Genomic DNA, 12012 nt, shown 5'->3' on the forward strand with positions numbered 1-12012 from the left:
TCAGTTTCTGTCGCTTCGAGCTCACCGCGGCGACAGAAAGTGACCCCTCACGCGAGGGAACGTGCGGAACGCGCGGCGCGCCAGCGCTCCCAGACCACCTCGGCCAGCCGCGGATCGGCGCCGATCGGGGCCGTGGTCGCGTCGGCATCCGCTCGCTCGATCACGCGCGAGAAGTGTCCGGGGGCCAGGACGTAGCTCGCCGCGACCGTGCGGCGGCCCTCCGCCCGCGCGGCCGCGACCGCGGCGTCGATGCGGGGTTCGGACGCCGCGGCGTAGGCGGCGATCACGGGCGCCGTGATCCCGGCATCCGCCAGCAGCTCGGCCATGCGCTCGACGTCGACGACCGCGCCGGGACGCGTCGAGCCGGCCGCCGCGAGCACGACGGTGTCGTCGGGAGCGGCACCGGCCTCGCGCACGCGGTCCGCCAGGATCTCGGCGAGGACCGGGTGCGGGCCGAGCGCGGGCGCGATCGGGAGTCCCCCGGCGGCCTCCACCAGGTCGACCTCGGTGTGGTACCCCGTCGACAACAGCAGCGGGACGATCACGACGTCGTCCGTGCGCTCGCGCGCAGCGGCGACGACGTCGGTGACGTACGGCTCGTGCACGTCGACGTACGCCTCGTGCACCTCGACCCCGTCGGGGGCGGTGGCCCGCAGCATGTCGAGCAGTGCGCGGATGACCACGCGGCCCTCCTCGAAACGGGTGCCATGGGCGCAGGCGACGAGCACCGCGGTCATGAGTCCTCCTCGTCGACGACGTCGAGCCGGTAGCCCCGCTTGTAGACGGTGCGGATGAGGTCGAGATCCCCGAGGGCCTCGCGCGTCCGCGCCACCGCCACCTCGACCGCGTGCCCGCTCGCCTCGGCGGTCGACAGCGCCGCAACGAGGTCGGCGCGCGACACGACCGCGCCGGGTTCCCGGGCGAGCGCGCGCAGGATCTCGACACCGGTGCGCGGCAGCGGCAGGAAGGTTCCGTCGAGCACGATGCCTGCCGAACGGATGCCGAGCACCCCCGCGGTCGTGCGGATCACCGGCGCGTGCGCTCCGCCGTAGTGCGTGACCACCGCGCGCACGAGCGCACCGAGGCGGCCGCGGTCGGGCACGAGCGGCGTGATCCCGGCCTCGACGAGCGGCGCCGCGGTGATGGGCCCCACCGCCGCGATGAGCACGTGTCCGGCGCGGGCGCGCGCCGCGACGTCGTCGAGGGCGTCCGCGCGCCGCGCGGCGAGGAGCCACTCGCGCGCGGCCGGGGCGGAGGTGAACAGCACGGCGTCGATCTCGCCGCGCGCGACGAGCTGCGCCGACGCCGCGACGAGGGCCGGGTCCGGGGGCGGCCCCCAACGGTAGATGGTGAGGCTCGTCACGCGCGCGCCGGCCTCGGCGAACGCCTCGTCGAGGCCGTCCGCTCCCGAGCCGTGATGCTGCACGGCGATGTGCAGACCCTCGATGCCCTCGGCGAGGAGGAAGTCGCGCAGCTCGGCGGCCGTCTCGGACTCGGCGACCCAGTCGGCCTCGAACCCCGCCTGCTGGATCGCACCGCGTGCCTTGGGGCCGCGCGCGACGATGCGCGACCGCTCGATCACGGCCGCGAGCGCGTCGTGGAGGCCCGCTTCGTCGGCCGTCTCCATCCAGCCGCGGAACCCGACGCCGGTCGTGGCGACCACGACGTCCGGCGGGTCGTCGACCAGATGCCGGGTCTGCGCGACGAGCTCGTCGTCGTCGACGTGCGGGACGATCGTGAGCGCCGGCGCGACCCGCACGCGAGCGCCGTGGCGTTCGAGGGCAGCCGACAGCTCCCCCGACCGGCGATCCACGGGGAGGAGGACGGTGCAGCCCTGCAGCACCGTCGAGATCGTCCGCTGCGGAACGGTCACCCCGTTCCCTCACCGTGCACGGCCGGGACGGGGAGCAGCAGGTCGGGGCGGGCGACCTCGCCGAACACGAGCACCGCGGGGTTCGCGAGGCGGTGGGTCTCGGCATCCGCCACCGCCGTCCCGAGGGTCGTGCGGATGGTGCGCTGCGCGGGCGTGTGCCCGTTCTCGACGAACGCGACCGGGCGGTCGGCCGGAGCCCCCGCGGCGAGCGCGGCGGCCGCGAACCGCGGCAGGGCGCTCACGCCCATGAGCGCCACGACGGTCGCGGCGTCGTCGCGCAGGGCCGCGAGGGTCGCGGCGCTCGGCGTCTCCTGGGCATTCACGATGTGAAGGGTACCCGCGACCCCGCGATGGGTCACGGGAACGCCCGCGGCTTGCGGAACGGCGATCGCGCTGCTGATACCCGGGACGACCTCGATCGGGATGCCGGCTGCCCGGCAGGCGAGCACCTCTTCGCCGCCGCGGCCGTAGACGAACGGATCGCCGCCCTTGAGCCGTACGACCCGGAGGCCGCGCGCGGCGCGCTCGACGAGGAGGGCGTTGATCTCGTCCTGCGGGACCGGGTGGTGCTGGGGGCGCTTGCCGACGTCGATGATCTCTACGTCGTCGCCGAGCTCGGCGAGGACGCCGGTCGGCCCGAGCCGGTCGTGCACGACGACGTCGGCCTCCGCGAGCAGCGCCCGGGCACGGACGGTGAGCAGGTCGACGGGGCCGGGGCCGCCGCCGACGAGCGCCACACTCCCCACGAGCGGGCGACGTCGGCGGCGGAGCGGGAGGGCGCCTTCGGCGAGGCGCTGGGCGATCGCGTCGCGCACGGCGACGCTGCGGCGGGGGTCGGCACCGGCGGTCGAGACCACACCGACCATGACGTCGCCGCTGGTGGTCTCGGCGGCGAGGCGCGCGGTGCCCTTGCCGCCGTGCCCGGCGTTGACGCACCACACGCGGCGCTGCTCGGCGGCGGCGACCACGCGGGCATCGACGGCCGCGTCGCCGGTGGCCGTGTGGCAGAACCAGGCGTCGTCGAGGTCGTCGTCGGAGAAGGACCGTGGATGCCAATCGAGCTCACCGGCCGTAGCGAGCTCGGCGATCCCGGCGGTCGCCACGGGAGCTATGACGCGGACGCGCGCACCGGCCGCGCGGAGTCGGTCGATGCGGCGTTCCGCGACGGCACCGGCCCCGACGCACACGACGAGCCGGTCGGTGAGATCGAGTCCTGCGAGAGCGATCATCGGGGGTCTCCCTCGGTCGTGATCTTCACGAACACCTCGCCGTCACGGACGGCGACGGGGTACACGCGGAGGTCGTGCGGGTCCTTGCCCTGGGTGTCGAGGCAGGCTCCCGTGCGCAGGTCGAACACCTGCTTGTACATCGGGGAGGCGACGGTCGGAACACCGCCGCGGTCTCCGACGATGCCGCGCGAGAGCACGGCGGCGCCACTGAACGGGTCGATCTGGTCGGTCGCGTAGACGCGCCCGTCGAACGTCCGGAACAGCGCGATCTGCCGGTCGCCCAGGAGGGCCGCGGCCCCGCGCTCGACGGACAGGTCGTCGAGGCGGCAGATCCGCGTCCAGGTCGGGGCGCTCATCGTCTCGGCATCCGGGGTCTCGGCATCCAGGATCGTCATGAGCGCACCGCCAGCGTCGTGCCGCCGATGAGGACGGCGCCCGAGGAGCGCTCCTCCGCCGTGGCCGGGCGCACCTGACCGCGCTCGGCGACGTACGCGAGCGACGGGTCGGGCGTCGCGGGCGCGTTGACGAAGCTGTGGAAGCGCTTCAGCTTCTCGGGGTCGGCGAGGGTCGCGGCCCATTCGTCCTCGTACGCGTCGATGTGCGAGGCCATCGCGGCGTCGAGGTCGTCCGCGATACCGAGGGTGTCGTCGAACACCACGCCCTTGAGTGCCTCGAGGCCGCCCTCGTACTCCTCGACCCACGGCGCCGTGCGCTGCAGCCGGTCGGCCGTGCGGATGTAGAACATCAGGAAGCGGTCGATGGCGCGGAGCAGTCCGTCGTCGTCGAGTCCCTCGGCGAACAGCACCGCGTGCCTCGGGGTGAAGCCGCCGTTGCCGCCGACGTAGAGGTTCCAGCCGGCCTCGGTCGCGATCACGCCGATGTCCTTGCCGCGGGCCTCGGCGCACTCGCGCGCGCAGCCGGAGACGCCGAACTTGAGCTTGTGCGGCGAGCGCAGGCCCCGGTACCGGAGCTCGAGCTGCACGGCCATGCCGACCGAGTCCTGCACGCCGTAGCGGCACCACGTCGAACCGACGCACGACTTCACCGTGCGCAGCGACTTCCCGTACGCGTGCCCCGACTCGAAGCCCGCGTCGACCAGACGGCGCCAGATGTCGGGGAGCTGGTCGAGGCGCGCACCGAACAGGTCGATGCGCTGGCCGCCGGTGATCTTCGTGTACAGCCCGAAGTCGCGCGCGACCTCGCCGATCACGACGAGCCCCTCGGGCGTGATCTCACCGCCCGGGATGCGCGGCACGACGCTGTAGCTGCCGTCGCGCTGGATGTTGGCCATAACGTGGTCGTTGGTGTCCTGCATCGTCGCGAGCTCGCCCTGCAGCACGTGCTCCGAGTAGAGGCTCGCGAGGATGCTCGCGAGCGCCGGCTTGCAGATGTCGCAGCCGCGGCCGGTGCCGAAGCGCTCGACGATCGACGTGAAGGTGCGCAGGCCCGAGACGCGCACGGCGTCGAACAGCTGCGCGCGGGTGAACGAGAAGTGCTCGCACAGCCCGTTCGACACTTCCTTGCCGGATGCCGCGAGCTCGGTCGCGACGAGCTTCTTCACGAGCGTGAAGCACGAACCGCACGCCGCGCCCGCCTTCGTGCAGGCCTTGACCTCGGTGGCATCCGCGCACTGGTGTTCGGTGACGGCCTCGCGGATGGTGCCGGCCGTGACGCCGTTGCAGGAGCAGACGATCGCGTCGGCGGGCAGGTCGCCCTGCGGGGCGGGCGCGAGGTCCGAGGGCAGGAGGTAGGCGGCCGGGTCGCCGCCGAGCGCGCGGCCGACGAGCGGACGCAGCGTCGTGTACGCCGAGGCGTCGCCGACCAGGATGCCACCGAGCAGCGTTCGCGCGTCGTCGCTCAGCACGAGCTTCTTGTAGACGCCCGACACGGGGTCGGCGTACGTGACGTCGAGGGCGTTGGGCGTCTCGGCGAACGCGTCGCCGAAGCTCGCGACGTCGACGCCGGAGAGCTTGAGCTTCGCCGACGTGTCGAACCCGGGGAAGGCGCCGTCGCCGCCGAGGAGCCGGGTAGCGGCGACCTCGGCCATCGCGTACCCGGGAGCGACGAGGCCGATGCACTGCCCGTCGAAACTCGCGACCTCGCCGACCGCGAGGATCGCCGGGTCGGACGTGTCGCAGCCCGCGTCGATGACGACACCGCCGCGCGGGTCGACGCGCAGCCCCGCCGTGCGCGCGAGCTCGTCGCGCGGACGCACCCCGACCGTGAACACGACGATGTCCACGGCCTCCCACGTGCCGTCGCGCAGCTCGAGTCCGCACACGGCACCGGAGGCATCGGCATCCACGCGGGTGGTGACCGAAGACGTACGGACCTGGATGCCGCGCGCCTCGATGAGCCGCTCCAGCGCCTTCGCGCCGCCGAGGTCGAGCTGCGCCGACATGAGCCGCTCGTTCGACTGCAGCACGAACGGCGCCACGCCCTCGGACTGCAGCGCTCCCGCGGCCTCGAGACCGAGCAGGCCGCCGCCCACGACCGCGCCGCGGAGGGGGCGCCCGAGCTGTGCGGAACGCGCGGCGATCCACTCCCGCATCGCCGCGACGTCGCCGAGCGTGCGATAGACGAAGCAGCCGCGGTGGTCGAATCCGTCGAGCGCGAGCCGCGCCGAGAACGACCCCGTAGCCAGCACCAGGCGGTCGTACGGGTAGACGGTGCCGTCGGCGGTGGTGACGGTGCGGACGTCGCGATCGATCCGCGTGACCCGGGCGTCGGTGCGCACCGTCACGCGGTCGTGGGCGAGGACCGCCGGGTCGAGGGCGAGGTCCTCCGCGGTCTTGCCGCCGAAGAATCCGGTGAGGCCGACGCGGTCGTACGGCCCCCACGGCTCGTCGCCCAGGACGGTCACCGACCAGCGGCGGTCGGTGTCGCGGCTGGTGAGGCTCTCGACGAAGCGGTGGGCGACCATGCCCGCGCCGATCACCACGACGGAACCGGATGACGCGGGGTGGAGCACGTCGTCACCGTACGCGTCGGACTTTGCGACGCGGTCAGCGCCGCGTTTCGGGTCGGTTGCGGGATGCGAGCGGGCCATGCCCCGACGCTAAGCAGCCGAGGTTTCCCCCGGTGTCCTGCCCGCGTTACCCCCGAGGAACGTTTCTCTCACGGCATCCATCCCGCCGTGTGAGATTCGCGTGAGTTGCCAGGATTTGTCGCCTCGGCTGCGCCGGAAGCGACAAATCCTGGCGACTCACGCGCCCGAGACCGGCTCCAGGACGAAGATCTCGATGCGGCGCTCGGTCTTCTTCTGGTACTCGGCGTAGTCGGGCCAGACCGCGACGGCGCGGGCCCACCACTCGTCGCGCTCGGTGCCCTCGGCCTGGTGCGCGTCGTACTCGCGCTTGACGTCGCCGTCCTGCAGCTCGACCCGCGGGTTCTTCACGATGTTGTAGAACCACGCGGGGTGCTCGGGAGCGCCACCCTTGGATGCCACGACGAGATACCGACCGTCGTGCTCGACGCGCATGAGGGCCGTCTTGCGCAGACCACCGGTTTTGGCCCCGACCGTGGTGAGGACGATGATGGGAACGCCCCGCAGATCCGCGCCCTCCTGACCCCCGGTGGCCTCGAAGGTCTCGGCCTGCGAACGGGCCCATTCGCTGGTGCTGGGCAGATACTGTCCTGAGAGCGGCATGTCCCCCACGATATGCCCGTTCCCCCGCCTCCGGCCCCGTCCCCTCCCCCCATTTCTGGAGCCCCATGAGCACCTCCGCTCCCGAGACCGCCGCTGCCCCCGCCCCGAAGAACGCGCTCGACCGCTTCTTCGAGATCACCGCCCGCGGATCCTCCGTCGGCGCCGAGGTGCGCGGCGGCGTCGTCACGTTCGTGACGATGGCCTACATCGTCATCCTGAACCCGATCATCCTGTCGGGCACGCCCGACGTCGCCGGCAACGCCCTGGGCTTCCCCCAGGTCGCGGCGGTCACCGCGCTCACCGCCGGTGTCATGACGATGCTCTTCGGCCTCGTCACCCGCCTGCCGTTCGCGTTCGCCGCGGGCCTGGGCATCAACTCGTTCCTCGCGGTCGGCATCGTGGGCGGGGTCACGTGGCCCGAGGCCATGGGCCTCGTCGTCATCAACGGCCTCATCATCGTGCTGCTCGCCGTCACGGGTCTGCGCCGCATGATCTTCGAGGCCGTGCCCCTCGCACTGAAGACCGCGATCACGGTCGGCATCGGCCTGTTCATCGCGTTCATCGGCTTCGTCGACAGCGGCCTGGTGACCTCGACGGGCCTGTCGTCGCCGCCCGTCGGCCTCGGCGTGCAGGGCTCGATCGCCACGATCCCGACCGCGCTGTTCGTGCTGACGCTCCTCATCACCGCCGTGCTGATGGTGCGGAAGGTCAAGGCGGCGCTCCTCATCGGCCTGCTGAGCGGCACGGTGATCGCGGTGATCGTCGAGGCGATCGCGAAGCTCGGCGCGCGTTCGACCGACAACCCGGGCGGCTGGAGCCTCAGCGTGCCGACCCTCCCGACGCAGTGGGTCGGTCTCCCCGACCTCTCGCTGGTCGGCCAGGTCGACCTCTTCGGCTCGTTCGGGCGCATCGGCGTGCTCGCGGCGCTCATGCTCGTGTTCACGCTGGTCTTCACGAACTTCTTCGATGCCATGGGCACCATGACGGGCCTCTCCCGCGAGGCCGGGCTCGCCGCCCCCGACGGCACGTTCCCGCGCCTGCGCTCGGCCCTGATCATCGAGGGCATCGGCGCGGTCGCCGGTGGCGCGACCTCCGCGTCGTCGAACACGGTGTTCATCGAGTCGGGCTCCGGCATCGGCGAGGGCGCCCGCACGGGCCTCGCGAACGTCGTCACGGGAGGCCTGTTCCTCCTCGCGATGTTCTTCACGCCGCTGACGAGCATCGTGCCGAGCGAGATCGCCGCTGCCGCGCTGGTGATCGTCGGTGCCCTGATGATGGGGCAGATCCGGCACCTCGACCTCGGCGACCTGTCCGTGCTCATCCCCGTGTTCCTCACGGTGACGGTCATGCCGCTCACCTACTCGATCGCGAACGGCATCGGCGCGGGCTTCGTCAGCTGGGTCGTGATCCAGGCGCTGTCCGGCCGCGCCCGCCGCGTGAGCCCGCTGCTCTGGATCGTCGCCGCCGGCTTCGTCGTCTTCTTCGCCCGCGGCCCCGTGGAGTCGCTGCTCGGCTGACTCTGTGCTCAGGAGGGGCCTGGATGCCACGGCATCCAGGCCCCTTCTTCTGGGTGCCGAGCGCTCACGATCCGGTCGAGCGCTCACGCACCGGTCGCCCCGATCGTGAGCGTTCGACCCGATCGTGGGCGTTCGCGATCCCGCCGTTCGCCCGCCGCCCCGCCCGACCCGGGCGAGCGTCCAAGACACGCCGCACGCGCGCGCCCCGACACGGCGTGTCCTGGACACTCGACGCCGGAACACGGCGCGCGCCGCCGAACCCCCAGATCCAGTGTCCAAGACACGCGGACGTCCCGCGGCTCAGTCCGCGTGTCTTGGACACTGAACCGAGACGCGACGCGCCACCCCCGGGCATCCGGTCCGGTCCACGCCGCCCCAGGCCCTCCCTCTCGTCGAGCGTCCAGAACACGCCGCACGCGCACGACCCGACACGGCGTGTCCTGGACACTCGACGCCGGAACCCACTGCCCGCGCAGCCGCAACCCCGGGTTCAGTGCAACACCCGCCAACGCGAAAGGGCCCGGATGCCATGGCATCCGGGCCCGAAAGCGGAAGCGTCAGAGCGCTTCGATGATCTCGCGCATCAGGGCGGCGGTCTCGGACGGCGTCTTGCCGACCTTGACGCCGGCGGCCTCGAGGGCCTCCTTCTTCGCCTGGGCGGTACCGGCGGAGCCGGAGACGATGGCGCCGGCGTGGCCCATGGTCTTGCCCTCGGGGGCGGTGAAGCCCGCGACGTAGCCGACGACCGGCTTGGTGACGTTGGCCTGGATGAACGCGGCCGCGCGCTCTTCCGCGTCGCCGCCGATCTCACCGATCATCACGATCGCCTTGGTCTCGGGGTCGGCCTCGAACGCGGCGAGCGCGTCGATGTGCGTGGTGCCGATGATCGGGTCGCCGCCGATGCCGATGGCGGTCGAGAAGCCGAGGTCGCGCAGCTCGAACATCATCTGGTACGTCAGGGTGCCGGACTTCGACACGAGGCCGATCGGGCCCTTGCCGGTGATGTTCGCGGGCGTGATGCCGACGAGCGCCTCACCGGGGGTGATGATGCCGGGGCAGTTCGGGCCGATGATGCGGGTCTTCTCGCCCTTCGACTTCGCGTACGCCCACGCCTCGGCGGTGTCGCCGACGGGCACACCCTCGGTGATCACGACGAGCAGCGGGATCTCGGCGTCGATGGCCTCGACCATCGCGTCCTTCGTGAAGGCCGGGGGCACGAACGCGATCGACACGTCGGCTCCGGTCTCGCGGATGGCCTCTTCGACCGAGGCGAAGACGGGGAGCTCGACGTCGTTGCCGGCGGCGTCCTTGTGGGTGACGGTCGTGCCGGCCTTGCGGGCGTTGACGCCACCGACGACCTGCGTCCCGGCCTTGAGCATGAGGGCCGTGTGCTTGGTGCCCTCGCCGCCGGTGATGCCCTGGACGATGACCTTGGAGTCCTTGTTGAGGTAGATCGACATCTGTTCTATCCCTTACGCGTTGGCCAGTTCGGCGGCCTTGTCGGCGCCCTCGTCCATACCGGCGGCGAGGGTCACGAGCGGGTGGTTGGCGGCGGCGAGGATCGCGCGACCCTCTTCGACCTGGTTGCCGTCGAGACGGACCACGAGCGGCTTGGTGGCGGCGTCACCGAGGATCTCGAGCGCCTTCACGATGCCCTCCGCGACGGCGACGCACGAGGTGATGCCACCGAAGACGTTGACGAACACGCTCTTGACCTGCTCGTCGCCGAGGATGACGTCGAGGCCGGCGGCCATGACCGTGGCCGAGGCGCCACCGCCGATGTCGAGGAAGTTGGCGGGCTTCACACCGCCGTGGTTCTCACCGGCGTACGCGACGACGTCGAGGGTCGACATGACCAGACCCGCGCCGTTGCCGATGATGCCGACCTGGCCGTCGAGCTTGACGTAGTTGAGGTCGTGCTGCTTGGCCTTGGCCTCGAGGGGGTCGGCGGCATCCTTGTCTTCGAGCTCTTCGTGCTCGGGGTGGCGGAAGCCGGCGTTCTCGTCGAGCGAGACCTTGCCGTCGAGGGCGATGATGCCGCCGTCCTCGGACTGGATGAGGGGGTTCACCTCGACGAGCGTGGCGTCCTCGCCCTTGTAGACGTTGTAGAGCTTGACGAACACGTCGGCGACCTTCGGGGCCAGCTCATCGTCGAACTTCGCGGCCTTGGCGATCTCGAGCGCCTTCTCGGGCGAGATGCCCTCGAGCGGGTCGACCTCGACGCGCGCGAGAGCCTCGGGACGCTCGACGGCGAGCTCTTCGATCTCCATGCCGCCCTCGACGCTGGACAGCGACAGGTAGGAGCGGTTGGCGCGGTCGAGCAGCACCGAGAAGTAGAACTCCTTGGCGATGCGGGCACCCGCGGCGACCATGACGCGCTTGACGACGTGGCCCTTGATGTCGAGGCCGAGGATGGCCTGCGCCGCCTCGAAGGCCTCGTCGGGGTTCTTCGCGACCTTCACACCGCCGGCTTTGCCGCGGCCTCCGGTCTTGACCTGAGCCTTGACGACGACGACACCGCCGAGCTTCTCTGCGGCCGCCTTCGCCTCCTCAGGGGTGTCGGCGATGATGCCGGCGAGCACCGGCACCTCGTACTTTTCGAACAGGTCTCGGGCCTGGTACTCGTAGAGATCCACGGATGATCCTTCGCTGGGCGATCGGTGGTGGGAGGAGGCTGAGATCTCTCGATATCAAGAGATCTTGCCAAGCGACAACCCTACTAGACGGCGCTGAACGGCCCGGACGGTTGCACCTTCCAACGGAGGGGGTTCCGGATGCCGAGCTCCGCGACGAGCCGGGCATGATCGCTGCCGGTGCTGGTCGCGGTGGAGAGCGCTCCCACCTCGACGTCGTCGCTCACCACGACGTGGTCGAGCCGCAGCAGGGGCGGGAGGAGACGGTGACCGACCGGCCACGTCGCCCCCGATCCGCGACCGACCGCGTCGAAGGCATCCCGCAGGCGTCCCCGCAGCAGTCGGCGGAAGGGGCGGTGGTCGCCGGTGGCGTTGAAGTCCCCGGCCATCACGATCGCGCCGTCGGTGCTCCGCCCGAGCACGGCGAGCCACTCCATCTGCCGCTGCCACCGTCGCGCCTGTCCGAGCGTGAGCGGCGCCACGGTGTGAACGTTGACCGCGAGGAGCGGACCGTGCGGAGTCGCGAGGTCGGTGCGGAGCATCGGCGACCCCGCGACGTCGAGCACCTGGTGCGCCACGACCGGGAACCGCGAGAACGTGGCGGCGCCGTGGAACTCGGGCCGCGCCGCGACGCGGCGATGGCGGTACGCCGACCACAGGCGCGACCGCCGCAGCATCGCGAGCACCTCGGGCGTGACCTCCTGCACCATCACGATGTCGGCATCCTCCGCGACGAGGTCGTCGGCGAGCCGGGCGACGTCGGGGTTGGTGCACAGCAGGTTCGCCGTGACGAGCCGCACCCGCAGCGAGTCCTCGCTGATCGGCCGGGGCGACCGCGCACCGCGGCTGCGCACCCGCGAGACGAGATGCACGACGGCGAAGACCGCCGCGGCCCCCGCGAGTCCGCGGCGCCGAACCGCGAGCGCGAGGGCGAGCAGGGGGTACGCCGCGACCAGGACACGCCGCTCGACGCCCCGCACCCCGATCGCGACGGGGAGCAGCCGCACCGGCCAGACCCGCGCGCTCGTGACCGCCGCGAACGCGGCGATCACCGCCCACCCGATCCGCGCGGGCGCAGGATCGGCGCGACGGCTCACGCGGGCCCTTCGGC

General features: G+C 71.9%; 10 protein-coding genes. 1 reads left to right on the forward strand and 9 read right to left on the reverse strand.

The window, feature by feature from the left end; all coding sequences use genetic code 11:
- Positions 1–47: 47 nt before the first annotated feature.
- The 6 genes from I5G_RS18450 to I5G_RS18475 all read right to left on the reverse strand — a co-directional run bounded on the left by I5G_RS18450 (position 48) and on the right by I5G_RS18475 (position 6751).
- Positions 48–737: a sirohydrochlorin chelatase gene (locus tag I5G_RS18450; protein ID WP_022880375.1), complete on the reverse strand. Its 690-nt coding sequence runs from the start codon at positions 735–737 to the stop codon at positions 48–50.
- Positions 734–1873 carry a uroporphyrinogen-III synthase gene (locus I5G_RS18455; protein WP_022880376.1) on the reverse strand — a complete coding sequence of 380 codons (1140 nt, stop codon included), beginning with the start codon at positions 1871–1873 and terminating at the stop codon, positions 734–736. The genes I5G_RS18450 and I5G_RS18455 overlap by 4 nt, the downstream gene beginning before the upstream one ends.
- Positions 1870–3102: a uroporphyrinogen-III C-methyltransferase gene (gene cobA / locus I5G_RS18460; protein ID WP_022880377.1), complete on the reverse strand. Its 1233-nt coding sequence runs from the start codon at positions 3100–3102 to the stop codon at positions 1870–1872. The genes I5G_RS18455 and cobA overlap by 4 nt, the downstream gene beginning before the upstream one ends.
- Positions 3099–3497: a nitrite reductase small subunit NirD gene (gene nirD, locus I5G_RS18465; protein ID WP_022880378.1), complete on the reverse strand. Its 399-nt coding sequence runs from the start codon at positions 3495–3497 to the stop codon at positions 3099–3101. Before nirD ends, cobA begins: the two co-directional genes overlap by 4 nt.
- Complete coding sequence (gene nirB / locus I5G_RS18470) at positions 3494–6151, reverse strand: nitrite reductase large subunit NirB (protein WP_022880379.1); 2658 nt, start codon at positions 6149–6151, stop codon at positions 3494–3496. The genes nirD and nirB overlap by 4 nt, the downstream gene beginning before the upstream one ends.
- 156 nt (positions 6152–6307) lie before the next feature.
- Complete coding sequence (locus I5G_RS18475) at positions 6308–6751, reverse strand: nitroreductase family deazaflavin-dependent oxidoreductase (protein ID WP_022880380.1); 444 nt, start codon at positions 6749–6751, stop codon at positions 6308–6310.
- Positions 6752–6816: 65 nt separating this feature from the next.
- On the opposite strand from I5G_RS18475, the gene I5G_RS18480 reads away from it, so the two are divergent.
- A complete protein-coding gene (locus tag I5G_RS18480) occupies positions 6817–8268 on the forward strand; it encodes an NCS2 family permease (protein WP_022880381.1) in 1452 nt (483 codons plus the stop codon).
- Positions 8269–8825: 557 nt separating this feature from the next.
- Here I5G_RS18480 and sucD read toward each other — a convergent pair.
- The 3 genes from sucD to I5G_RS24195 all read right to left on the reverse strand — a co-directional run.
- Positions 8826–9728 carry a succinate--CoA ligase subunit alpha gene (gene sucD, locus I5G_RS18485; RefSeq protein WP_022880382.1) on the reverse strand — a complete coding sequence of 301 codons (903 nt, stop codon included), beginning with the start codon at positions 9726–9728 and terminating at the stop codon, positions 8826–8828.
- 12 nt (positions 9729–9740) lie between these two features.
- A complete protein-coding gene (sucC, locus tag I5G_RS18490; protein WP_022880383.1) occupies positions 9741–10904 on the reverse strand; it encodes an ADP-forming succinate--CoA ligase subunit beta in 1164 nt (387 codons plus the stop codon).
- Between the two features lie 83 nt (positions 10905–10987).
- Positions 10988–12012, reverse strand: a 1025-nt coding sequence (locus I5G_RS24195) for an endonuclease/exonuclease/phosphatase family protein (RefSeq protein ID WP_204365580.1), incomplete at its 5' end; no start/stop codon positions are given.

The sequence above is a fragment of the Microbacterium sp. B19 genome (genome assembly GCF_000333395.1).
Lineage (GTDB): Bacteria > Actinomycetota > Actinomycetes > Actinomycetales > Microbacteriaceae > Microbacterium.

What these genes read in the sequence shown, in the direction of transcription:
- I5G_RS18450 (WP_022880375.1), bottom strand. Translation starts at nt 737, where the DNA reads ATGACCGCGGTGCTCGTCGCCTGCGCCCATGGCACCCGTTTCGAGGAG.
- cobA (WP_022880377.1), bottom strand. Translation starts at nt 3,102, where the DNA reads ATGATCGCTCTCGCAGGACTCGATCTCACCGACCGGCTCGTCGTGTGC.
- nirD (WP_022880378.1), bottom strand. Translation starts at nt 3,497, where the DNA reads ATGACGATCCTGGATGCCGAGACCCCGGATGCCGAGACGATGAGCGCC.
- nirB (WP_022880379.1), bottom strand. Translation starts at nt 6,151, where the DNA reads ATGGCCCGCTCGCATCCCGCAACCGACCCGAAACGCGGCGCTGACCGC.
- I5G_RS18475 (WP_022880380.1), bottom strand. Translation starts at nt 6,751, where the DNA reads ATGCCGCTCTCAGGACAGTATCTGCCCAGCACCAGCGAATGGGCCCGT.
- I5G_RS18480 (WP_022880381.1), top strand. Translation starts at nt 6,817, where the DNA reads ATGAGCACCTCCGCTCCCGAGACCGCCGCTGCCCCCGCCCCGAAGAAC.
- sucD (WP_022880382.1), bottom strand. Translation starts at nt 9,728, where the DNA reads ATGTCGATCTACCTCAACAAGGACTCCAAGGTCATCGTCCAGGGCATC.